This window comes from Erythrobacter westpacificensis (genome assembly GCF_039542285.1).
Taxonomy (GTDB): domain Bacteria; phylum Pseudomonadota; class Alphaproteobacteria; order Sphingomonadales; family Sphingomonadaceae; genus Alteraurantiacibacter; species Alteraurantiacibacter westpacificensis.
Genome location: NZ_BAABHV010000022.1, coordinates 81749 through 101925 on the forward strand (window position 1 = coordinate 81749; position 20177 = coordinate 101925).

21 protein-coding genes, 1 tRNA gene and 1 other RNA gene are annotated in these 20177 nt (G+C 63.2%); 11 read left to right on the forward strand and 12 right to left on the reverse strand.

Going from position 1 to position 20177, the window contains the following annotated elements; all coding sequences use genetic code 11:
• Positions 1–28: 28 nt before the first annotated feature.
• Together ABFX23_RS15550 and ABFX23_RS15555 are read right to left on the reverse strand one after the other, a co-directional pair.
• Positions 29–466, reverse strand: coding sequence for a VOC family protein (locus tag ABFX23_RS15550; RefSeq protein ID WP_346033898.1), 438 nt, complete (start codon positions 464–466; stop codon positions 29–31).
• Positions 467–657: 191 nt separating this feature from the next.
• Positions 658–1401, reverse strand: coding sequence for a TorF family putative porin (locus ABFX23_RS15555; protein ID WP_346033899.1), 744 nt, complete (start codon positions 1399–1401; stop codon positions 658–660).
• A gap of 286 nt (positions 1402–1687) precedes the next feature.
• Between ABFX23_RS15555 and ABFX23_RS15560 the strand changes: the two genes are divergently transcribed.
• The gene (locus ABFX23_RS15560; protein ID WP_346034037.1) at positions 1688–2497 is read left to right on the forward strand and encodes a metallophosphoesterase family protein; all 810 of its coding nucleotides are present in this window, start codon (positions 1688–1690) and stop codon (positions 2495–2497) included.
• Position 2498: 1 nt separating this feature from the next.
• On the opposite strand, the gene rnpB is transcribed toward ABFX23_RS15560, so the two are convergent.
• From rnpB to ABFX23_RS15580, 4 genes are all read right to left on the reverse strand, one after another.
• Positions 2499–2904, reverse strand: an RNA gene (gene rnpB, locus ABFX23_RS15565) — RNase P RNA component class A.
• Between the two features lie 46 nt (positions 2905–2950).
• Positions 2951–3658: an N-acetylmuramoyl-L-alanine amidase gene (locus ABFX23_RS15570; RefSeq protein ID WP_346033900.1), complete on the reverse strand. Its 708-nt coding sequence runs from the start codon at positions 3656–3658 to the stop codon at positions 2951–2953.
• Positions 3655–4308 (reverse strand): histidine phosphotransferase family protein, encoded by a 654-nt coding sequence (locus ABFX23_RS15575; RefSeq protein ID WP_346033901.1) that lies wholly within the window; start codon positions 4306–4308, stop codon positions 3655–3657. Before ABFX23_RS15575 ends, ABFX23_RS15570 begins: the two co-directional genes overlap by 4 nt.
• A 138-nt stretch (positions 4309–4446) precedes the next feature.
• Positions 4447–4842 (reverse strand): M67 family metallopeptidase, encoded by a 396-nt coding sequence (locus ABFX23_RS15580; RefSeq protein WP_346033902.1) that lies wholly within the window; start codon positions 4840–4842, stop codon positions 4447–4449.
• Positions 4843–4858: 16 nt separating this feature from the next.
• Here ABFX23_RS15580 and ABFX23_RS15585 point away from each other — a divergent pair, with 16 nt between their 5' ends.
• From ABFX23_RS15585 to ABFX23_RS15610, 6 genes are all read left to right on the forward strand, one after another.
• A complete protein-coding gene (locus tag ABFX23_RS15585; RefSeq protein ID WP_346033903.1) occupies positions 4859–5824 on the forward strand; it encodes an RluA family pseudouridine synthase in 966 nt (321 codons plus the stop codon).
• Positions 5825–5947: 123 nt separating this feature from the next.
• Positions 5948–6850 carry an RNA polymerase sigma factor RpoH gene (rpoH, locus tag ABFX23_RS15590; RefSeq protein ID WP_205689452.1) on the forward strand — a complete coding sequence of 301 codons (903 nt, stop codon included), beginning with the start codon at positions 5948–5950 and terminating at the stop codon, positions 6848–6850.
• 109 nt (positions 6851–6959) lie between these two features.
• On the forward strand, positions 6960–7550 hold the full coding sequence (locus tag ABFX23_RS15595) for a hypothetical protein (protein ID WP_346033904.1): 591 nt from the start codon (positions 6960–6962) through the stop codon (positions 7548–7550).
• The gene (mtgA, locus tag ABFX23_RS15600; RefSeq protein ID WP_346033905.1) at positions 7547–8218 is read left to right on the forward strand and encodes a monofunctional biosynthetic peptidoglycan transglycosylase; all 672 of its coding nucleotides are present in this window, start codon (positions 7547–7549) and stop codon (positions 8216–8218) included. The genes ABFX23_RS15595 and mtgA overlap by 4 nt, the downstream gene beginning before the upstream one ends.
• A gap of 4 nt (positions 8219–8222) precedes the next feature.
• Entirely contained in the window at positions 8223–9170 is a 948-nt protein-coding gene (locus ABFX23_RS15605) for a cation diffusion facilitator family transporter (protein WP_346033906.1), read from the forward strand.
• Positions 9167–9664: a GFA family protein gene (locus tag ABFX23_RS15610; protein ID WP_346033907.1), complete on the forward strand. Its 498-nt coding sequence runs from the start codon at positions 9167–9169 to the stop codon at positions 9662–9664. Before ABFX23_RS15605 ends, ABFX23_RS15610 begins: the two co-directional genes overlap by 4 nt.
• A gap of 40 nt (positions 9665–9704) precedes the next feature.
• Here the strand turns inward: ABFX23_RS15610 and ABFX23_RS15615 are convergent, their stop codons facing one another.
• The 3 genes from ABFX23_RS15615 to ABFX23_RS15625 all read right to left on the reverse strand — a co-directional run bounded on the left by ABFX23_RS15615 (position 9705) and on the right by ABFX23_RS15625 (position 12236).
• The gene (locus tag ABFX23_RS15615; RefSeq protein ID WP_346033908.1) at positions 9705–9914 is read right to left on the reverse strand and encodes a hypothetical protein; all 210 of its coding nucleotides are present in this window, start codon (positions 9912–9914) and stop codon (positions 9705–9707) included.
• A 152-nt stretch (positions 9915–10066) separates the two neighbouring features.
• Positions 10067–11341: an ATP-dependent Clp protease ATP-binding subunit ClpX gene (clpX, locus tag ABFX23_RS15620; RefSeq protein ID WP_120076921.1), complete on the reverse strand. Its 1275-nt coding sequence runs from the start codon at positions 11339–11341 to the stop codon at positions 10067–10069.
• Between the two features lie 199 nt (positions 11342–11540).
• Positions 11541–12236 (reverse strand): ATP-dependent Clp protease proteolytic subunit, encoded by a 696-nt coding sequence (locus ABFX23_RS15625; RefSeq protein ID WP_346033909.1) that lies wholly within the window; start codon positions 12234–12236, stop codon positions 11541–11543.
• A 250-nt stretch (positions 12237–12486) separates the two neighbouring features.
• Between ABFX23_RS15625 and ABFX23_RS15630 the strand changes: the two genes are divergently transcribed.
• Together ABFX23_RS15630 and ABFX23_RS15635 are read left to right on the forward strand one after the other, a co-directional pair.
• Positions 12487–14016, forward strand: coding sequence for an amidase (locus tag ABFX23_RS15630; protein ID WP_346033910.1), 1530 nt, complete (start codon positions 12487–12489; stop codon positions 14014–14016).
• Between the two features lie 156 nt (positions 14017–14172).
• Positions 14173–16206: a TonB-dependent receptor plug domain-containing protein gene (locus ABFX23_RS15635; protein ID WP_346033911.1), complete on the forward strand. Its 2034-nt coding sequence runs from the start codon at positions 14173–14175 to the stop codon at positions 16204–16206.
• A gap of 54 nt (positions 16207–16260) precedes the next feature.
• Here the strand turns inward: ABFX23_RS15635 and tig are convergent, their stop codons facing one another.
• Positions 16261–17874, reverse strand: coding sequence for a trigger factor (gene tig, locus ABFX23_RS15640; RefSeq protein WP_346033912.1), 1614 nt, complete (start codon positions 17872–17874; stop codon positions 16261–16263).
• A gap of 65 nt (positions 17875–17939) precedes the next feature.
• Positions 17940–18024 (reverse strand) — tRNA-Leu (locus ABFX23_RS15645).
• Positions 18025–18183: 159 nt separating this feature from the next.
• Here ABFX23_RS15645 and ABFX23_RS15650 point away from each other — a divergent pair.
• Together ABFX23_RS15650 and ABFX23_RS15655 are read left to right on the forward strand one after the other, a co-directional pair.
• Positions 18184–18477 (forward strand): hypothetical protein, encoded by a 294-nt coding sequence (locus ABFX23_RS15650; RefSeq protein WP_346033913.1) that lies wholly within the window; start codon positions 18184–18186, stop codon positions 18475–18477.
• 33 nt (positions 18478–18510) lie between these two features.
• Positions 18511–18807 (forward strand): DUF3297 family protein, encoded by a 297-nt coding sequence (locus tag ABFX23_RS15655; RefSeq protein WP_346033914.1) that lies wholly within the window; start codon positions 18511–18513, stop codon positions 18805–18807.
• Positions 18808–18888: 81 nt separating this feature from the next.
• Here the strand turns inward: ABFX23_RS15655 and nhaA are convergent, their stop codons facing one another.
• Positions 18889–20115, reverse strand: coding sequence for a Na+/H+ antiporter NhaA (nhaA, locus tag ABFX23_RS15660; RefSeq protein WP_346033915.1), 1227 nt, complete (start codon positions 20113–20115; stop codon positions 18889–18891).
• Between the last annotated feature and the right edge of the window lie 62 nt (positions 20116–20177).

Genomic DNA, 20177 nt, shown 5'->3' on the forward strand with positions numbered 1-20177 from the left:
TAGCAAGGGTTATGACCTTGCCACCCGCTTACCAGCTGCCGGTGTTTTCCATGCTCGCCCACGGTTCCTGCGGTTCGAGATGGCCGTCCTGCAGCAATTCCACGCTGATGCCATCGGGAGAGCGGACGAAGGCCATGTGCCCGTCGCGGGGCGGGCGATTGATCGTCACGCCGGCATCCATCAACTTCTGGCACGTCTCGTAGATATTATCGACGCGGTAGGCGACGTGGCCGAAATTGCGACCGCCGTCATACTGTTCCGGCTCACTACCGTCTTCGGGCGGCCAGTTGTAGGTCAGCTCCAGTTCGGCCGTGCCTTCCTGCCCCGGTGCGGCCATGAAGATAAGGGTGAAGCGACCCTGCGGCACGTCCTTGCGGCGCACTTCCTCCAGGCCGAGCAGGTTGAAAAACTTTATCGTTTCGTCCGCATCGGTGACGCGGATCATCGTGTGAAGGTAGTGAACCATGGGCGGGACTCCGTTTGTCGCTGTTCAGTCGTGGCTCTTCGCAGGGGCAAGAGCGAACTCGCGCCGTGATATAGCGATGACACCGGCTCTTCCCAAGCCGCTCTCGCATTGTTTCTCGCAGCAAACGAAGAGAAGGCCCGCACCGTTGCCGGTACGAGCCTTCCCGTTCCTCGCTTTACGCGATTTGAGTGTTAGATGCTGGCCGACACGGTGAAGACCACCGCATCGTCGGTGAAGACGCCGCCCGGATCGACCAGGGCATCGCCTTCGACGCCGATGTAGGCGACGCCGAGCTCCAGCGGGGTGCCAGGCACTGCGACGGACGCGCCCAGCGACCAGTCGATGGCTTCGGCATCGGTCGTGAAGGTCAGGAAGCCGTCGGTATAACCAACGTGACCCGAGAGGCTGACGGGCGTACCCGGGATACCCACGCCGGCATCGGCATAGATGTAGAAGTTGTCGGTGCCGCCAAGCGAATCCTGGTCGGGCGCATAGGCAATGCCGACGGTCACGTCAGCCGGGCCCAGGCCCGCGCCGACCGAGCCGTAGAACTCGATGTAGTCGAAGTCGCCGGCACCGGCATCGGGATAGATGTACATGATCACACCGACATCGGTGGTGATGTTGCCGAATTCGCCGGCCCAGCCGCCATAGATGTCAAGCTCGGTGCTGCCGTAGCCGACAGTCTGCTCATCAAGCGACGAGGCCCAGGTGCCGACATAGAAGCCAGCGGGCAGGCCGACATCGACACCGCCCTGAATGGCGAATTCGCCACCCGACAGGTCGACACCGCGGAAGCGGTATTCGCTGACCATCGCGACATTGGCCGATACCTCGACGCCAATATCTCCATCCTGCGCCATGGCAGGAGCTGCAAAGGCAGCGGAAAGTGCAAAAACAGAAGCAGCCGTAAGACTGCGGACGGACGTAAGCATGGGCAATTTCCTCAATTGCTTGTGGTGAACTAATGCTTCGTCCCACCTGCGCCGTTCGCGTGTTGGCATCTATTAGTGCGCCAATTCGCCGCGAAAGCACTGCTATCTTGCATAGCCATTGTGCATTGCACAAGGAAAATTGCACAGCGTGTCATTTGCGCTTCTCGACTGTGTGATTTTGGCATCACATTCAGCGCCGCGACAGCTTCGGCATAGGATGTGCACGATGCATACCTACCGATTGCGTGACTGTGCGTTATCACTATGTGAGCAAGACAAGTTGAGCATGTTTCAATTCTTTCGATCCAGGAAAGCGGAGCCCCGGCTGCCGCAAATCGAGGCCAGCGTGCCCGAGGGGCAGCGCGTGTATGCCGTGGGCGACATTCATGGTCGCAGCGACCTGCTGATTGCGCTGATCGAAGCCATCGAGATCGACAACCGCGAGAGCGGGGTTGCGGAAACCACCGTCGTCCTGCTTGGCGACCTCGTCGATCGCGGCCCGGACAGCATGAACGTGCTGGCGCTGGCCAGGGAATGGCAGAAGTTCCGCACTGTCCGCATCCTTGCCGGCAATCACGAGGAAATGTTCCTGCGCAGCTTCGACAGCGTCGACATGATGCGCCATTTCCTGCGCCATGGCGGAAAGGAAACCCTGCTCAGCTACGGTCTCGACAAGCGCGAATATTCACGTTCCGATCTTGAGGAATTGCAGGAGTCGATGATCAGTCTGGTGCCCCAGGCGGATATCGATTTCATCGCCGGCTTCGAGAACGTGGTGACGATCGGCGATTACGTCTTCGTCCACGCCGGGGTCGAGCCGGGGCGCCCGCTGGATGAACAGGATGTTTCCAAACTGCGCTGGATTCGCGAGCCTTTTCTCAGCCACCGGGAACCGCACGATGCGGTGGTTGTCCACGGCCATACGATCACGCAGGCTCCCGAGGATCAGGGCAACCGTATCGGCATCGATACCGGCGCCTATTGCCACGGGCGGCTGACGGCCCTGGTGCTGGAGGGCAGCGATCGCCGATACATCAATGCTGTCGATGATGGGGAAGGCAACATCTCCATCACGAAGGAATTGCAGACCCAATAAAATTGCCGGGGAGCCTGTAAGCCGGGTTCTGTCCCGCGACCGGTATCGTTTCCGACAAGCGTGCGCGGCGGCAGCCATTCATCTTACGCGGCGGATTGCTCCGACCGCTCCAGCGACCAACCCGGATCTCATGGGAGCGAAACGCTCCTGCCTCCGGAGAGGCGCGAGACCCCTATGCGGTCTTGCTCCGGGTGGGGTTTGCCATGACGGGAACCGTTACCGGTCCCCCGGTGCGCCCTTACCGCACCCTTTCACCCTTGCCTGTGCTGCAAGGCAGCCATCGGCGGTTTGCTCTCTGTGGCACTTTCCCTGCGGTTGCCCGCGGCGGGCGTTACCCGCCACCCTTGTTTCGTGGAGCCCGGACTTTCCTCGAGACCCGAAGGCCACGCGGCTGCCCGGCTCCCCGGCGATCAGCGATATAGGCGTGCGTAACGCGGTAGGGAAGTCCGTGATTCAGCGGGTGTGGCCGCGATCGCGATCCAGCAGGAGCTGGAACAGGATCGCGCGCACCTCGCCGTCGATCACACCGTCGATCCGTTCCGGCCGCCAGCGGCGCTGGAAGGCTTCCGCCGCCTTGCGCCCGTCGGTGATGTCGTAACCAAATCGCTCCAGCGCGAGGTAGAACGCGGCGTCGTTATCGAACACGGGGTCGGGCGACAGCTTGTCCGGGCGCGGCAGGCACAGTCCGTATTCGGCCAGCCTTTCCCAGGGGAACAGTTCGCCTGGATCCAGCTTGCGTAGCGGCGAGACGTCGGAATGGCCCACCACGTTGGCCCGCGGAATGTCGTAGGCCTTCACGATCCGGTGCAGCAGCGGCACCAGCGCCTCGATCTGCGCATCGGCAAAGCCGCGATAGCCCAACGCGTGGCCGGGGTGGTCCAGTTCGATCCCGATGCTGGCGGAGTTCACGTCCTTGTGGCCGCGCCAGTAGGAAACCCCGGCGTGCCAGGCGCGCTTGTCTTCCGGAACGAGGCGGATGACCTCGCCTTCCTCGGTGATGCAGTAGTGCGCCGAGACCTCGGCCTCCGGGTCGCACATCTTTTCCAGCGCGGCCTCGACCGGCTTCATGTCGGTGTAGTGCAGCACGACCATCGAGATCGGCAGCTGTCGCTCGTTGAAATTGGGCGAGGGCTGTTCCCGGTGGACAAGCGGGTCGGTCAACCGATCATGTCCTCCGGGTCGGGCAGCATGGCGCCCAGCACCAGCGCTTCCTTGCCATGGTGATACTGCACCGCGCCGCCGTCACGCTCGACGATCAGGCGGATGAGATGGGCAGGAGCGGTGCGGCCCGAAAGCTCGTCCGCCGCGAGCGAACCGTCCAGTGCCTTGCCGATGTTCTCGTCGAAAGCGACGCGCGGGCCGCTGGCGCGGATGGCGATCTCGGTCTGGCCGCCACTGCGTTCCGCACCCACGGCCAGCGTTCCGCCCCGAACCAGCGAATCGAGGCCCATGGCGGCAAGGTTCAGCAGCACCTTGATCGCGGGCTTGGACAGTGTCTGCTCGCTCACCGCCCAGTCGAGTGTCAGTCGCTCGTCCGCCGAGGTCAGCGAGGTGAGCAGTTCGTGCGGTTCCTCAACCGGCACCTGCTCTCCGAAACCTCCTGCCGCGCCGTAGGCCAGGCGGAAGAACTTGAGCTTGTTGGCGGAGATGCGCGCGCTCTGTTCCAGCAGGTCGAGGCAGCGCTGGCGCATCGCCGGGTCCTTCTCGTCCGCGAGCAGTTCCAGCCCGTTGTTCAGCGCGCCGACGGGGCTGAGCATATCGTGACATAGGCGGGAGCAGAGCAGGGAAGCGAGATCGAGGGAGGAGGTCATTTGATCAGTTCGTGGCCTTGGTCTGGCGTTAATGTGGAACACCTGGAACACAGTCCTAGGGCAAAATTTCTACGCTGCCACCCGCACTTGTCAAAAAGTGCGACAATGCGGCTGAGTGGGCGAGGCATGGGCGCGTATCTAGGCGCGCAGAGCCGGGTAGGGAAGCTCCGTAAAACCGTCTGGCGCATCGCGCCACCAGCCAATCGCATCTTCGCACACGATGGCCCACACCTTGCCGTCATGCGCGGCCTCGGCGCGGTCGGTAGACGAGGGATATGGCGGTCCTGCGGGGTGCGAGTGGTAGTAGCCCAGCACCTGGGGACCGGCTGATCGCGCTGCGCGATGCGCATCGACCAGCGCCTGCGGATCGATCTCGAAATGCGTTCGCGGGGAGGGATGCACGTTGCGGGCGGGCAGTGCATTAGTGATGCCTGCATCATCGCCCAGCAGGATGCCGCAGCATTCATTTGGATAGGCGCGCTTTGCCTCTCCGCGAAGCAATGCGATTACCGCTCTTGTCACCACGAGTTCCATTGCCCATTGCCCTAGCATGTCCAAGCCGCGAACAGACACGGAAACACTCACCGGGACTATCCACAGCGCCACCCGGCTGGACAAGGCGCTGGCGGAAGTGGCCGATCTGTCGCGAGAACGGATCAAGTCCCTGATTGCAGAGGGAAAGGTGGAGGTGGACGGCAAGCCCGTCACCAGCGCCAGCACCAAAGTTCAAGCGGGCTCGAGCTTTTCTATCCACTTGCCGCCCCCAAGTAATCCACAGGCTGTTCCACAGGATATCCCCATCGAGGTGGTGTACGAGGACGAGCACCTGATCGTGGTCGACAAGCCTGCCGGGATGGTCGTCCATCCCGCAGCGGGCAATCCCGACGGTACGCTGGTAAACGCTTTGCTCCACCACTGCCGGGGCCAGCTTTCCGGCATCGGCGGCGTAGTGCGGCCCGGCATCGTTCACCGGATCGACAAGGATACCTCCGGCCTGCTGGTGGTCGCCAAAAGCGACGCGGCCCACGAGGGGCTGGCGAAGCAGTTTGCCGATCACTCGCTGGAACGGGCCTACCTCGCCGTGTGCGGCGGGCATCCCAACCCGTCTTCCGGCACGCTGAACGCGCGACTCGGGCGCAGCGACCGGGATCGCAAGAAAATGGCCGTTCTGCCCGACGATTCGAAGCGCGGGAAACACGCTGTCACCCACTATCGTACGCTGGAGCGCCTGGATCATTGTTCGCTTATCGAATGCCGCCTCGAAACCGGGCGAACCCACCAGGTCAGGGTTCACCTTGCGTCAATCGGTCATGCGTTAATAGGAGATCCTGTGTACGGACGCACTCCAGCCGCTTTACGGCCTGTTATCAAGGCCCTGGGTTTCGAGCGCCAGGCTCTTCACGCCGCGCGACTCGGTTTCATCCATCCCGTCACCGTTAACGCCCTGTCGTTTTCCAGCGAATTACCGGCCGATATGCGGGAACTGATCGACCAAACAGGTCATTCCAATCGATGAAATGCACCCTATATCGGCCCGTGGTGCGCTATAAGAGAGTTGCACCCAATGTGACCGCTAAGACCGGGTGCCCAGAAGGGGCCCGATACGAGTGGTCGACAAAGAAGAAAGGTTTGGGACATAGTGAGTAACAATCGACCCACGGTGCCGGCACTCGGCGGTGAGCAGGGACTCAACCGCTACCTGTCGGAAATCAAGAAATTCCCCGTGCTGACGCCCGAGCAGGAATACATGCTCGCCAAGCGTTATGAAGAGCACGAAGACCCCGATGCAGCAGCCCAGCTCGTGCAGAGCCACCTGCGGCTCGTGGCGAAGATTGCCATGGGTTATCGCGGCTATGGCCTGCCCGTTTCGGATCTCATTTCCGAAGGCAACGTCGGCCTGATGCAGGGCGTGAAGAAGTTCGAGCCTGATCGCGGTTTCCGCCTGGCGACCTATGCCATGTGGTGGATCAAGGCCAGCATCCAGGAATTCATCCTGCGTAGCTGGAGCCTCGTGAAGATGGGCACCACGGCCGCGCAGAAGAAGCTGTTTTTCAACCTTCGCCGCATGAAAAAGCAGCTGGAGGCTTATGAAGACTCCGACCTGTCGCCGGAAGACGTCACCAAGATCGCTACCGATCTGGGCGTGCCGGAGCAGGAAGTGGTCAACATGAACCGCCGGATGATGATGGGCGGCGACGGCTCGCTCAACACGCCGATGCGCAATGGCGAGGAAGGCAGCGGCGAATGGATGGACTGGCTGACGGACGACCGTCCGCTGCAGGACACCATCGTGGCCGATGCTGAGGAAGCCGACGTGCGCCGCGAAATGCTGGTGGAAGCGATGGGCGCGCTCAACGAGCGTGAGCAGCACATCCTGACCGAGCGCCGCCTGACCGAGAACCCGCAGACGCTGGAAGAGCTGTCTCAGGTCTACGACGTCAGCCGCGAACGCATTCGCCAGATCGAAGTGCGCGCGTTCGAGAAGCTGCAGAAGGCCATGCAGCGCATCGCCAGCGAACGGCTGATGCCGCAAGCCGCGTAAACATACCGTCGTAACCAGTGCGACACCGAAAGGGGCCGGGCCATGCAGCCTGGCCCTTTTTCTTTGTTCCGAGTTCTGGCAAGCCGCAGGTCTGGAAGGGATATTGGAAATGAGCAAAATGCTGCGGTTCGTGCTTGTCTTTCTCGCATCGTGTTGCGGCGTCGTAGCGACGGCGGCGATGGCGCAGGGCGAGATCGCGAATGCGCCCGATCCCTTCGTTCATTCGCGCGCAGGCGTGGAATTCCCGCTCGCGCTGGATGGCTTCACACGGCAACGCGTCTATCAGTTCGACGATCGCGGCGAAGATATCAGCATTGGTTACCGGGAAAGCGGTTTTCCTACTCCAATAACCGTTACGATCTACGTCTATCCGCGCTCCGGCAGTTGTTCCGATAGCTTCGCGTCCACGGTCGAGCCGATCATGGAATACAAGGGTGCAAAAGACCTTGGCGCGGATATCGATACACAATGGAGCAAGGCGTTCGCCGGGCAGGAGCAGTACTTCGCACGGTTCCTCGTTCCGGCCGGTTCCTATGGTCATGACCATCCTGATCTCACTTCGGTAGCGTGGGTCGCCTGTCCGCGAAATACCAGCTGGGTCGTGAAATTGCGTGCGAGTTACGAGAACGAGGCTGCCGAGCCGATCCTGCGACCCCTTGTCGATCAGATCGACTGGTCGATGTTGCTCGGACGGCAATGATCCGCCGCGCCCTGCTCTGGACTGCAAAGTTCGTCCTGTGGTTCGTTATCATCAGCGTCGCGCTGGTGATCCTGCTGCGCTTCGTGCCCGTCACCTACACCGCGACCATGCTGATGGACGAACGCAGCGTGACGCGCGACTGGGAGCCGCTTTCGCGCATCGACCGCAACATGGTGAGCGCGGTGATCGCGGCGGAGGACGGCAAGTTCTGCACTCACAACGGCTTCGATACAGAAGCCATCGAGCAGGCATTGGAGGAACGCGCGCGGGGCGAACGCCAGCGGGGTGCCTCCACGATCAGCCAGCAGACCGCCAAGAACGTGTTCCTGTGGCAGGGGGGCGGCTGGTTCCGCAAAGGGCTGGAGGCGTACTTCACAGTGCTGATCGAGAACCTGTGGGACAAGCGGCGGATCATGGAGGTCTATCTCAACGTCGCGGAAACGGGGCTTGGCACCTACGGCGTGGAAAGCGGGGCGCAGCGGTATTTCGGCCATTCCGCCGCGCGTCTGTCGCCGGACGAAGCCAGTCGCATCGCTGCGGTCCTTCCCAGTCCGAAAACGCGCGAGGCGGTGAATCCGCGCGGCTTTACAGCGCGCTACGGGAATACCATCGAAGCACGAATTGGCGTGGTAAGGCGTGACGGCCTCGATTCCTGCGTCTACGAGTAGGCCGATGGGGTCAGGACATTCTCACGCGCATTCGCATTCGCACGGGCACGATCACGGCCATGGGCATGGCCACGGGCACTCCCATGCGCCCGCCGACTTCGGACGCGCCTTTGCCGTGGGCATCGTGCTCAACACCGCTTTCGTCGTTGTCGAGGCAACCTTCGGCTTCCTCTCCGGCTCGATGGCGCTGGTGGCCGATGCCGGGCACAACCTGTCGGACGTGCTGGGGCTGCTGATCGCCTGGGGCGCCAGCGTGGCGGCGAAGAAGCCGCCTTCGGATAGGTTCACCTATGGCCTGAAAAGCTCCACGATCCTCGCCGCTTTCGCCAATGCCATGCTGCTGCTGGTGGCCATAGGCGCGATCCTGATCGAGACCATCGACCGGTTGATCGATCCCGTCGAGCCGGAAGGCTGGACGATGATCTGGGTGGCGGGCGTGGGCATCGTCATCAACACGGCAACCGCGCTGATGTTCATGCGTGGGCGAAAGCACGACCTGAACATCCGCGGCGCTTTCCTGCACATGGCCGCCGATGCATTGGTATCGGTAGGCGTGGTGATCGCGGGCGTTGCGATCCTGATGACAGGTTACGTGGTGATCGACCCCATCGTCAGCCTCGTGATCGTGGCGGTGATCGCCTGGGGCACCTGGGGCTTGCTGAAAGACAGCGTGAAGATGGGCCTGCTCGCCGTGCCCGACACAATCGACGACTGCAAGGTGCGCGCCTACCTGCGTGGCCTTCCGGGGGTGGAGGCGGTGCACGACGTGCACATCTGGCCGATGAGCACCACCGAGACGGCGCTGACCGCGCACCTCGTCATGCCGGGCGGTCATCCCGGCGATGCTTTCCTGCGCGATGCCTCGCACGCACTGGAGCATCACCACGCCATTGGCCACGTCACGTTGCAGGTCGAAACCACGTTCGAGGATTGCAAGGAAGATTGCGGGTGAGCGGTGGCACGGTGCGCGAAGGCGGCTGCGCCTGCGGCAAGACCCGCTATCGCATCGCGGGCGAGCCGATCATGGTGCACCACTGCCTGTGTCGCCAGTGCCAGCAGCAGACCGGCTCCACCGGCGTCGTGAACGGCTTCTGGGAAAGCGACCGCGTCGAGCTGCTATCGGGCAATCTGGCGGAGTTTTCCGTGCCCGGCGGCAGCGGGGAGCCGCACACCATTGTCCGCTGCAAGGACTGCGGCAGTGCCGTGTTCAGCCATTACGGACGGCTGGGGCGGCTGATGACAGGCGTTCGTGCAGGGTCTCTGGACGAGCCGGGCAGCATCACGCCCGATGTGACCATCTTCACGGCGGAGGCGATGCCGTGGGTGCGCTTCGATACCGACAATCCGCAGTTCGAAGGATACTACGACCCGCGAGAGGTGCTGCCGGAGGAAAGCCTCGACCGGCTTCGCGCGCTGGGAAAGCGGCGCAGGGCCGACGAAGGCTGAAACAAAAAGGGCGGCCCTCAAGGCCGCCCTTCGTGGCAGGTCAACCGCCCTGCTGCTGTTCGCCCTCGGTGGGCTCCTGCGTCGGCACTTCGCCGGTGGGATCGCTTTCGACCAGCTGGGCCACCTGTTCGTAAACGGCGGCGTTCTGGTTCATCTGATCGGCCACGGGCGGGTTCTGTTCGCCTACCTGGCGGAAGAACATCGAGGCATCACGCAGCATCTTGGCGGCGAGTTCGTTGTTGGTCGGCATAGTTTAACTCCTTGTGGGGGTTGCCCCTGCGCCGTGCAGGGGAGGTCAGGCGCGCCGGGTCGTCAGGCACGCGGAAGGGCGGCCCGAAAGGACCGCCCGTGATTTTCCGGAAAAGTGGTAGAACCGGGTGGGAGGCTGGTTGCGGCAGGCGATTACGCTGCCGCTTCCTTCTTGCCCTTGCCGTTGTCGTTGGCGAGCACGCGGACGGGTTCCTTGCGGCCCTCCACCACGTCGGCATCCACCACGACTTCGGTCACGTTGTCCATGCTCGGAAGGTCGAACATGGTATCGAGCAGCAGGCCCTCGACGATGGAACGCAGGCCACGCGCGCCGGTCTTGCGCTTAATCGCCTTCTTGGCGATGGCTTCCAGCGCCTCGTCGGTGAAGGTGAGTTCCACGTCTTCCAGCTCGAACAGCTTGGCGTACTGCTTCACGAGCGCGTTCTTCGGTTCCTTCAGGATCGTCACCAGCGCATCGGTATCGAGATCGTGCAGCGTGGCGATCACCGGCAGACGACCGACGAATTCGGGGATCAGGCCGAACTTCAGCAGGTCTTCCGGTTCGCACTTCTCCAGCATTTCGCCGATCTTGGCCTTGCTGGGGTCTTCCACGTTCGCACCGAAGCCGATGGAACGCTTCTGCAGGCGATCACCGATGATCTTTTCCAGGCCGGCGAAGGCACCGCCCACGATGAACAGGATGTTGGTGGTGTCCACCTGCAGGAATTCCTGCTGCGGATGCTTGCGCCCGCCCTGCGGCGGCACCGAGGCGGTGGTGCCTTCCATCAGCTTCAGCAGCGCCTGCTGGACGCCTTCGCCCGACACGTCGCGGGTGATGGAGGGGTTTTCCGCCTTGCGCGTGATCTTGTCGATCTCGTCGATGTAGACGATGCCCTGCTGCGCCTTCTCGACATTGTAGTCGGAGCTTTGCAGCAGCTTGAGGATGATGTTCTCCACGTCCTCGCCCACGTAGCCCGCTTCGGTCAGCGTGGTGGCGTCAGCCATGGTGAAGGGCACGTCGAACGTGCGCGCCAGCGTCTGCGCCAGCAGGGTCTTGCCGCTGCCGGTGGGGCCGACGAGCAGGATGTTGGACTTTGCCAGTTCGACGTCGTTGCCCTTGCCGGAGTGCTTGAGGCGCTTGTAGTGGTTGTGCACGGCGACCGAGAGCACGCGCTTGGCGCGATCCTGCCCGATCACGTAATCGTTCAGCGTTTCGCAGATATCGATGGGGGCAGGTACGCCGCCATCCTTGCGTCCGCCAAGGCCGCTCTTGGCCTCTTCACGAATGATGTCGTTGCACAGCTCCACGCATTCGTCGCAAATGAAGACCGTGGGGCCTGCGATAAGCTTGCGAACCTCGTGCTGGCTCTTGCCGCAGAAGCTGCAGTAGAGGGTGCTTTTGCTGTCGGTTCCGCTCAATTTCGTCATTACTTTCGTCCTGTGCGCCCGAACTGTGGCCTTTTTACAGGCGTGAGCGCGGGATTCGGCCTGCCAATCTAGGGCAGGCACGATGAATATCAAACAAATGAAACCCTATCATCCCCGGCTTGCGCCAGCCTGAAGCTTCAGGGTTGCCAAAATGCTACAACTCCCATGCGGGCTATCAACGCGCATGAGAGCCGCCCACCTATTCGCTGTCCGGCGTGGGAGCGCCGCCGCTACCGTCGCGGTCGTGCTCGCCATCGTCCTTCGGGCGATGGGCGAAAACGGCATCCACGATGCCGAACTTCTTGGCTTCCTCGGCTTCGAGGAAAGTGTCGCGATCCATCGCCTTCTCGATATCGGAAAGGCTCTGGCCCGTGTACTGCACGTAGAGATCGTTCATCCGCTGGCGGATGCGCAGGATCTCGCGTGCCTGGATCTCAATGTCGCTCGCCATGCCGCGCGCGCCGCCGCTCGGCTGGTGCACCATGACGCGGGCGTTGGGCAGGGCCACGCGCATGCCGGGCTCACCCGCGGCCAGCAGGAACGAGCCCATCGAAGCCGCCTGGCCCACCACCACGGTGCGCACCTTCGGCTTGATGTACTGCATGGTATCGTGGATCGCCATGCCGGCCGTCACCACGCCGCCGGGCGAGTTGATGTACATGGAGATATCCTGCGAATTCTCGGATTCGAGGAACAGCAACTGGGCCACGATCAGCGAGGCCATGTTGTCTTCCACCTGGCCGGTGACGAACACGATGCGCTCGCGCAGCAGGCGGCTGAAGATGTCGAAGCTGCGTTCGCCGCGGCTGGTCGATTCGACGACGACGGGCACCAGGGCGCCGGTGACGGGATCGGTGGTGAAACGGTCTTTGTTGTCGCCGAACAGGTCGAACATGCGTGGTCCTCTTATCTCGAGTTCTGTCTCGTGTTTCAGGGCCTATGTCGCCTCTAGACCCCGCGTGTTCAAGGGGCATGGCGCAGCAACCTTCAGATTCCGTTGATCGATCCCCGATCGCCGCTGATCTATCGACCGGGCCTGCACCGATTTGCGCCCGAACGGTGACTTTCGGGATTGGCCTGTCCTTTGCTCCGCCAGGCGAGGCGGGGTATTGCAGAGCGATGGAATGCAGCGCAAAAGGTTGCGCATGAAAACAACGCTTGGGCTGCTCGCCGCCACCGCACTCCTCTCCGCCACAGCCTCCGCGCAAGATATTGCCCCCCGTGCCGAGGCCACGACAGGCGCTCTGCGCGAGCCGGTGGTGGTCGACCCGTGGACCGGCCGCTCGGAAGGCGACATTCGCCATCTCGACCAGCGCCTCAATTCCATCATCGTCGCCGATTTCTCGGCGCTCGAAGCGCCGCAGGTGCCCGATACGCTGCTGGAAGGCCGCACGGTCCTGTTGAAGGACAATATCGAGGCGCGCGAATGGCCGACGACGGCAGGCTCGCTGGCGCTGGCAGACAACGCAACGGGCCGTGACGCGCCGCTGGTGGCCAACTTGCGCCGCAACGGCGGCGTCGTTCTGGGCAAGACCAACCTTTCCGAATGGGCCAATTTCCGTAGCACGAATTCCACCAGCGGGTGGAGCGGCGTGGGCGGTCAGACGCGCAATCCCCATGCCACCGATCGCAACGCCTGCGGCTCGTCCAGCGGCAGCGGCGCCGCGGTGGCGGCGGGCTTTGCCTGGGCGGCCATCGGCACGGAGACGGACGGTTCCATCACCTGCCCCGCCAGCGTGAATGGCGTGGTCGGCTTCAAACCCACTGTCGGCATGGTCAGCCGCGCCCGCGTGGTGCCGCTCAGTGAAAGCCAGGACACCGCCGGCCCGATGACGCGCAGCGTGCCCGATGCGGCCCTGCTGCTGACGGCTATCGCGGGCAGCGATCCGCTCGACCCTGCAACCGCGCAGGCAGACCAGTACTACGGCGATTTCACGGTCGGGCTGGCCGATGCATCCCTCGACGGCGTGCGCGTGGGCGTGGTGCGCAATCGCTACGGCGGGTTCGAACCGCTGCGCCTGGTCTGGGAGCAAGCGCTGGAAGACCTGCGCGCGGCCGGGGCCGAACTGGTGGACGTGGAATTCACGCCCAACGGCGAAATGGGGGAGGCCGAATACACGGTGCTGCTGCATGAATTCCAGCGCGATATCGACGCCTACCTGAAGGACAGCCCGGCGGACATTCCGGTGCGCGCCCTCGAAGACCTGATCGCGTTCAACGAAGCCAATGCCGAGCGCGAAATGCGCTGGTTCGGGCAGGAGATTTTCGAAGCCGCGCTCGAAACAACCGACACCGAGGCCTATGAAGAGGCACTCGCCACGTCGCGGCGGCTGGCGCGCGAGGAAGGCATCGACGCGATGCTGGCCGCAAACGACGTCGCCTTGCTGGTGGTGCCGACGCGCGGACCTGCGTGGAACGTGGACCTGATCCTTGGCGACCAGTTCAACGGTGGCATCGGCATCGGCAGCCTCGCCGCCGTGGCGGGCTATCCGCATCTCACCGTGCCGATGGGCCACATCGAGGGCTTGCCCGTCGGCCTGTCCTTCATCGGTCGCCAGTGGGACGATCACGCCATCCTGAAAGCGGGCGCAGCTTACGAACGTGCACGCACGGCAGAGATCCCCGAACCGCGTTTCGCGCCCTGGGAACCGTGGTCTCCCACGCCCGGACAATAGCCCTTCTCGATTGACCGTCCCGCTTTACCTCGAGGGCATTTCGGTCTAGCTCGCCGGACAAAATCAATCTGGGAGGGTTTTCGCGTGTCTATCCGTTGTCCACGGGCCGCCTTGCAGGCGCTGGCCGTGGCGCTTCTGTTTCCGTCGGCCCCGGCCTTGGCCGACGATGCAGAAACCGCCGCCGCGCCGCCGCAACAGGCAGCGCGCGAGGGGCGCGGCGCGACAGCGCGTGAAGTCTATTTTCCCGCCGATTTCGAACGCTTCGCCCCGCGCAGCGCCGCTGACCTGGTGGAAGAGATCCCCGGCTTCGATATCGACGATAGTGGCGACGGCAGCCGAGGCTTCGGACAGGCGCAGGGCAACCTGCTGATCAACGGCGAACGGATATCCAGCAAATCCACCAGCACCTCCGAGGCCCTGGCCCGCATTCCTGTCGGCAACGTGGTGCGCATCGAGGTGGTCGACGGCGCGACGCTGGACATTCCGGGGCTGTCGGGCCGGGTGGCGAACATCATCGTCCAGCAGGGTGGCCTGACCGGACAGTTCGAGTGGCGACCGGAGGTCTACTCCGGCATCGCCAATCCCAACCTGTTCGACGGCGAGGTCTCGATTTCGGGCAGCACGGGCCCGATCGACTTCACCGTGGCGCTGGAAAACAGCCCCTTCTATCGCGGTTCGCAGGGCCCGGCGATCTTCACCGACGCGCTGGGCGTGGTGGACGAACGCAACAATGCCTCGTGGGGGGATTCCAATCGCCCGACTCTCAGCGGCAGTCTCCAGTTCGCCGTCTCACCGGAAGTGACCGCGAACCTCAATCTGAGCGGCGGCCACGGAATTTTCCGCAGCGAGGAAACCGAGCGCAGGGTGGAGGGCAATCCACTGGCCCCCTTCCTCGAACGGTTTCGCGCCACCAACGATGAATGGTTCTACGAAATCGGGGCGGACATCGAGTTTCCTTTCGGGCCCGGACGCCTGAAGCTGATCGCGCTGGAGGCATTCGAGGACGGCGATTTTCTCACTCGCTCCCTGCTGGACATCGGCACTTTGCCGACCAGTGGCACCCAGTACACCAGGGACAGGCAGACGGGCGAACGCATTGGCCGCGCAGAGTACACCTGGGGCATGTGGGGCGCGGACTGGCAGCTTTCCGGCGAGGCGGCCTTCAACCGGCTGGACCAGGTGGGGCGGCTGTTCGCTTACGATCCGGTGGCCCGGCAATATGCCGAGCTGGATTTTCCGCAAGGCGTCGGCGGCGTGCGCGAGGATCGCTACGAAGGCCTGCTGAGCGTCGGCTTCCCGATCACCGGCAACCTGTCCGTGCAGCTGGTGGGCGGGGGCGAATACTCGGAGATATCGCAAACCGGCAGCAACGCCCTGTCGCGCACGTTCCAGCGGCCCAAGGGCTCGCTGGCGCTGGCCTGGGCACCTGCCGAGGGTCTGGACGTCAACCTGGAGATCGCGCGCCGTGTGGGGCAGCTGGACTTCGGCGATTTCCTGGCCAGCGTGAACCTGACCGAAGACCAGCAGAACGCGGGCAACAATTCCCTGCGCCCGCAGCAGAACTGGGACTTCGCGGTGGAAGTGGCGAAGAACTTCGGCGCGTGGGGCTCGGCCACGCTGACCGTGTTCGACGAGCGGATCGAGGACCTGGTGCTGATCGTTCCGGTGGCAGGCGGCGGAGAGGCGCGCGGCAATATCGCCGATGCCCGCCGCACGGGCGCCAGCCTGACGGGCCGGCTTGAACTGGAGCCGCTGGGTTGGCGTGGTGCGCAACTGGACATCCAGATGGATATCGAGGACTCACGGCTGGAAGACCCGGTGGAAGGCTTCAGCCGCCGCTTCGACGGCAATAACCCATTCGAGATCCTGCTCGATTTCCGCCATGACATTCCCGAAACCGACTATGCCTGGGGCTTCAGTTTCCGCGATACCGAGCGGGCCTTGTTCTACCGTGTGGAGGAAGTCTTCTTCGATCACGCGCCCAGTACTTTCGGGGCGGTATTCATCGAGCACAAGGACGTGCTCGGCGCGACGGTGCGTTTTCGCGTCGGCAACGTTTTCGACGCGAACACGACACTGATCCGGACAGTCTATGACGGGCCGCGTGGCGAAGCACCGGTGCTGTTCACGGAAGATCGCCGCCGGGATATCGGGCAGACGTTTCGCCTGAGCATAGCAGGCAACTTCTAGAAGGAAGGCGATCCTCCCCGTACCGCGGGCACGGGGAGGGAATCAGGCCAGATCTCAGCTGTCCTTCTTGGCGGCAGCCTTCTTGGCCGGAGCCTTCTTTGCAGCGGGCTTCTTGGCCGGTGCCTTCTTGGCAGGAGCCTTCTTCGCTGCAGGCTTGGCGTCGGCATCGTCCGCCTTCTTGGCCGCGGCCTTCTTTGCCGGTGCCTTTTTCGCCGGGGCTTTCTTGGCGGCGGGCTTGTCGTCGGCGTCCTTCTTGCCGTCCGACTTCTTGGCCGCAGCCTTCTTGGCCGGGGCCTTCTTCTTGGCGGCGGGCTTCTTCGCCTTTTCGGCTTCGGCCTCTTCCTCTGCCTCGATCGCGGCTTCCAGTTCCTCGCGCGTCACTTCGCGTTCGGTCACTTCGGCCTTGTCGAACAGAAAGTCGACGACCTTGTCTTCATACAGCGGGGCGCGGAGCTGGGCCTGGGCCATCGGCTCGCTGCGCACGTATTCCATGAACCGCTCGCGGTCTTCCGGGCGATACTGCTGGGCGGCCTGCTGGATCAGCATCTGCATTTCCTGCTGGCTGATTTCCACGCCGTTGGCCTGGCCGATTTCCGACAGTAGCAGGCCCAGGCGCACGCGGCGCTCGGCAATACGCTTGTAATCGTCCTTTTCGGCTTCGATTTCCTTCAGAGCGGCTTCGGGATCTTCTTCCTTGGCAGCTTCGGCCTGCAACTGGTTCCAGATCTGTTCGAACTCGGCTTCCACCATGGTCGGCGGCACGTCGAAATCGTGGTCTGCAGCCAGCTTGTCGAGCAGCTGGCGCTTCATCTGCGTGCGGGTGAGACCGGCGCTTTCCTGCTCGATCTGGCCCTTGATGAGTTCCTTCAGCTTGTCGAGGCTTTCGAGGCCGAGGCCCTTGGCGAACTCGTCGTCGATCTTGCTCTCGGTCTCGACCTTCACCTGCTTCACAGTGACGGCGAACTGCGCGTCCTTGCCCGCCAGGTGCTCTGCCGGATAGTCTTCCGGGAAAGTGACGGTGATGGTCTTCTCGTCACCGGTCTTCACACCGGTCAGCTGTTCCTCGAAACCGGGGATGAACTGGCCCGAGCCGATCACCAGCGGAGCGTCTTCCGCCTTGCCGCCTTCGAATTCCTCGCCGTCGATGCTGCCGACGAAATCGATGATCAGCTGGTCGCCGTCAGCGGCCTTCTTGGTCTTGGCGGCGTCCTTGTAGCTCTTCTGGCCCGATGCGATGCGCTCCAGCGCCTCGTTCATCTGCTCGTCGGAAACCGGCACGGTCAGCTTTTCCAGCTTCAGGCCATCGACGGAGGGTGCCTCGATCTCGGGCAGCACTTCCACTTCGACGGTCAGCTCGGCATCCTTGCCCTGCTCGTAACCGTCGGCCATTTCCACCTTGGGCTGAAGCGCGGGACGCAGCTTCTTGTCCTTGATCAGGCCGTCTACCGATTCGCGCACCGTGGTGTTCAGCACGTCGGCGTGCAGGGCATCGCCGTGCATCTTGCGCACGAGGTTGGCCGGCACCTTGCCCGGGCGGAAACCCGGCATGCGCACCTGCGGGGCGACCTTCTTCACCTCGGCATCGATCTTGGCATCGATATCCTTGGCCGTGATGGTGAGGGTGTAGGCGCGCTTGAGGCCTTCGTTGGTGGTTTCGACAATCTGCATGATCAGCCTTTACTCAATACTCTCCAAAGGTCCGGGTAGGGCCATGTGAACCAGCCTTGTGGAACTGGTGCGGGCGAAGGGACTCGAACCCCCACATCTTGCGATACTGGTACCTAAAACCAGCGCGTCTACCAATTCCGCCACGCCCGCGGCCCGACGAACCTTGCAGGCGGGGAGCCTGCGAAACGAAGCGGTGCCCATAGGGCCGCCGGGCGAAAAGGGCAAGGATCACGATAGGCGGAATGTGCAGGAGGAACGCGGAACCGCCTTCGCCCGTTGACAGATCACCCGGAACAGGAGGCTCGCGCCATGACGTCCAAGACCAACAAGACTTCCGATCCGTCCGGACCGGCGAACACTATCGTCCCGGAAAACCGCCCCTTGCGTGCCGGTGAACTGGCCGGCGACAAAGGTGCCGACCAGCGCTCGGGCGACGAGGTAAATCCGAAGCGTCCGGATGAGATCGAGATCGAACGCGGAGACACCGATGAGCCCGGCAAGGGCGGCGACTTCGACGATCCGGACCGCGGCGGCGATATCGACCGTCCCGGCGAATCGCCCGACGAGATGCCGCCCGACATCATCAAGCTGCCGCCCGATTGATTTTTGCGCCGATGCGGCTAGTGGCATTGGCCCATGAGCGAAGAAAACACTCCCGCCGCCTCCGGCGACACCCCGCCCGATCACCTGTCGATAGACCCGCGCAGCGAGCATTTCGACGCCGACAAGCTGCAGCGCGGCGTCGGCATCAAGTTCAAGGACCGGGTACGCACCGATATCGAGGAATACTGCATTTCCGAAGGCTGGGTGCGCGTGCAGGCGGGCAAGACGGTGGACCGCAAGGGCCGCCCGCTGACGATCAAGCTGAAAGGCCCGGTCGAGGCATGGTACGAAGACCTGGGCGATAATCCGCCGGTGGCGAAGGCAGGCTAAACCCGGAGATCAATCTCGGCAATTACGAAAAAGGCCCCCGCGTCCGGCTGGACGCGGGGGCCTTTTTCGTCCTGGCCTCGATCAAACGACCGGGCTGGTGGGATCGTCCGCCGCCTCTTCCGGGTGCGTCGTCGTCAGGCGCAGGACGGTGTAGCCGAGCACGGCCGAGATCAGGGAACCCGTGAGGATGCCGATCTTGGCCTCGTCGCGCAGCAGGCGGGCGGCTTCGTTCGTGCCTTCGAAGGCGAGTTCGCCGATGAACAGGCTCATGGTGAAGCCGATGCCGCACAGGATCGACACGCCCCAAACTTCCGCCCAGGAACAGGCCGGCGGCATCTTCACGATGCCCAGCTTCACAGAGGCCCAGACCGTGGTGAAAATGCCCAGCTGCTTGCCGATCACCAGGCCTGCGCCCACGGCCAGCGGCAGCGGATCGAGCAGCGCTTCCAGCCCGAGGCCCGAAAGGCTGACGCCGGCATTGGCGAAACCGAAGATGGGCACCACCAGGTAGGCACTCCACGGCACCAGCGTGTGCTCGACATCGTCGAGCATCGAATAACCGTCCTTCGTCTGCATCGGGATGGTGAAGGCGGCCAGCACGCCCGCGATGGTGGCGTGGACGCCGGAATTGAGTACGCAATACCACAGGGCGATCGTGGCGATCACGAACAGCGAGACGTGGCGCACCTTGTAGCGGTTCATCGCCAGCATGACGATGAAGACGCCCAGCGAGATGAGCAGCCACATGATCTTCGGCTCGGAATAGAAGATGGCGATGATGGCCACCGCGCCGATATCGTCGACGATGGCGACGGTCAGCAGGAACAGGCGCAGCGACTTGGGCACGCGGGTGCCCAGCAGGCCGATCACGCCCATGGCAAAGGCGATGTCGGTCGCCGCAGGGATCGCCATGCCCGCGCGGTATTCCGGCGCGCCGCCCGTTACTGCCAGGAACACGCCGATGGGCACGGCCATGCCCGCAGCCGCGGCAAGGATCGGCAGGGTGCGCTGTTTCGGATCGGCAAGGTTGCCGCTGATCAGCTCGCGCTTCACTTCCAGCCCGACGACGAAGAAGAAGATCACCATCAAACCGTCGTTGATCCAAAGGTGCAGGGTGTTCAGGTAGAACGCGTCCTTGGACCACAGGTAGCCGTTGAACAGTTCGAAATAGGGGCCCGCAATGCCCGAATTGGCCACCACCATCGCGACGACGGCGACGGCGATCAGGAGTATCCCTTCGAATGCGTCGGCCTTGAACAGGGCCTTGAAGTTGCGGACTGCGGAGCGGACGATACTGGGTTCTGCCATGCTGAAGGCCCTTCACCAAAATCGGCGGCAGATGCAAGCCCGCAAAACGGCCATGCGATTTT

Excerpts from the sequence above, each read along its gene's own strand:
- clpX (WP_120076921.1), bottom strand. The coding sequence starts at position 11,341 with ATGACGAAATTGAGCGGAACCGACAGCAAAAGCACCCTCTACTGCAGC.
- tig (WP_346033912.1), bottom strand. The coding sequence starts at position 17,874 with ATGCAGATTGTCGAAACCACCAACGAAGGCCTCAAGCGCGCCTACACC.
- ABFX23_RS15595 (WP_346033904.1), top strand. The coding sequence starts at position 6,960 with ATGAGCAAAATGCTGCGGTTCGTGCTTGTCTTTCTCGCATCGTGTTGC.
- ABFX23_RS15555 (WP_346033899.1), bottom strand. The coding sequence starts at position 1,401 with ATGCTTACGTCCGTCCGCAGTCTTACGGCTGCTTCTGTTTTTGCACTT.
- ABFX23_RS15650 (WP_346033913.1), top strand. The coding sequence starts at position 18,184 with ATGACGTCCAAGACCAACAAGACTTCCGATCCGTCCGGACCGGCGAAC.
- nhaA (WP_346033915.1), bottom strand. The coding sequence starts at position 20,115 with ATGGCAGAACCCAGTATCGTCCGCTCCGCAGTCCGCAACTTCAAGGCC.
- ABFX23_RS15630 (WP_346033910.1), top strand. The coding sequence starts at position 12,487 with ATGAAAACAACGCTTGGGCTGCTCGCCGCCACCGCACTCCTCTCCGCC.
- ABFX23_RS15575 (WP_346033901.1), bottom strand. The coding sequence starts at position 4,308 with ATGACCTCCTCCCTCGATCTCGCTTCCCTGCTCTGCTCCCGCCTATGT.
- ABFX23_RS15615 (WP_346033908.1), bottom strand. The coding sequence starts at position 9,914 with ATGCCGACCAACAACGAACTCGCCGCCAAGATGCTGCGTGATGCCTCG.
- ABFX23_RS15550 (WP_346033898.1), bottom strand. The coding sequence starts at position 466 with ATGGTTCACTACCTTCACACGATGATCCGCGTCACCGATGCGGACGAA.
- mtgA (WP_346033905.1), top strand. The coding sequence starts at position 7,547 with ATGATCCGCCGCGCCCTGCTCTGGACTGCAAAGTTCGTCCTGTGGTTC.
- ABFX23_RS15560 (WP_346034037.1), top strand. The coding sequence starts at position 1,688 with ATGTTTCAATTCTTTCGATCCAGGAAAGCGGAGCCCCGGCTGCCGCAA.
- ABFX23_RS15625 (WP_346033909.1), bottom strand. The coding sequence starts at position 12,236 with ATGTTCGACCTGTTCGGCGACAACAAAGACCGTTTCACCACCGATCCC.
- ABFX23_RS15655 (WP_346033914.1), top strand. The coding sequence starts at position 18,511 with ATGAGCGAAGAAAACACTCCCGCCGCCTCCGGCGACACCCCGCCCGAT.
- ABFX23_RS15580 (WP_346033902.1), bottom strand. The coding sequence starts at position 4,842 with ATGGAACTCGTGGTGACAAGAGCGGTAATCGCATTGCTTCGCGGAGAG.
- ABFX23_RS15605 (WP_346033906.1), top strand. The coding sequence starts at position 8,223 with ATGGGGTCAGGACATTCTCACGCGCATTCGCATTCGCACGGGCACGAT.
- ABFX23_RS15585 (WP_346033903.1), top strand. The coding sequence starts at position 4,859 with ATGTCCAAGCCGCGAACAGACACGGAAACACTCACCGGGACTATCCAC.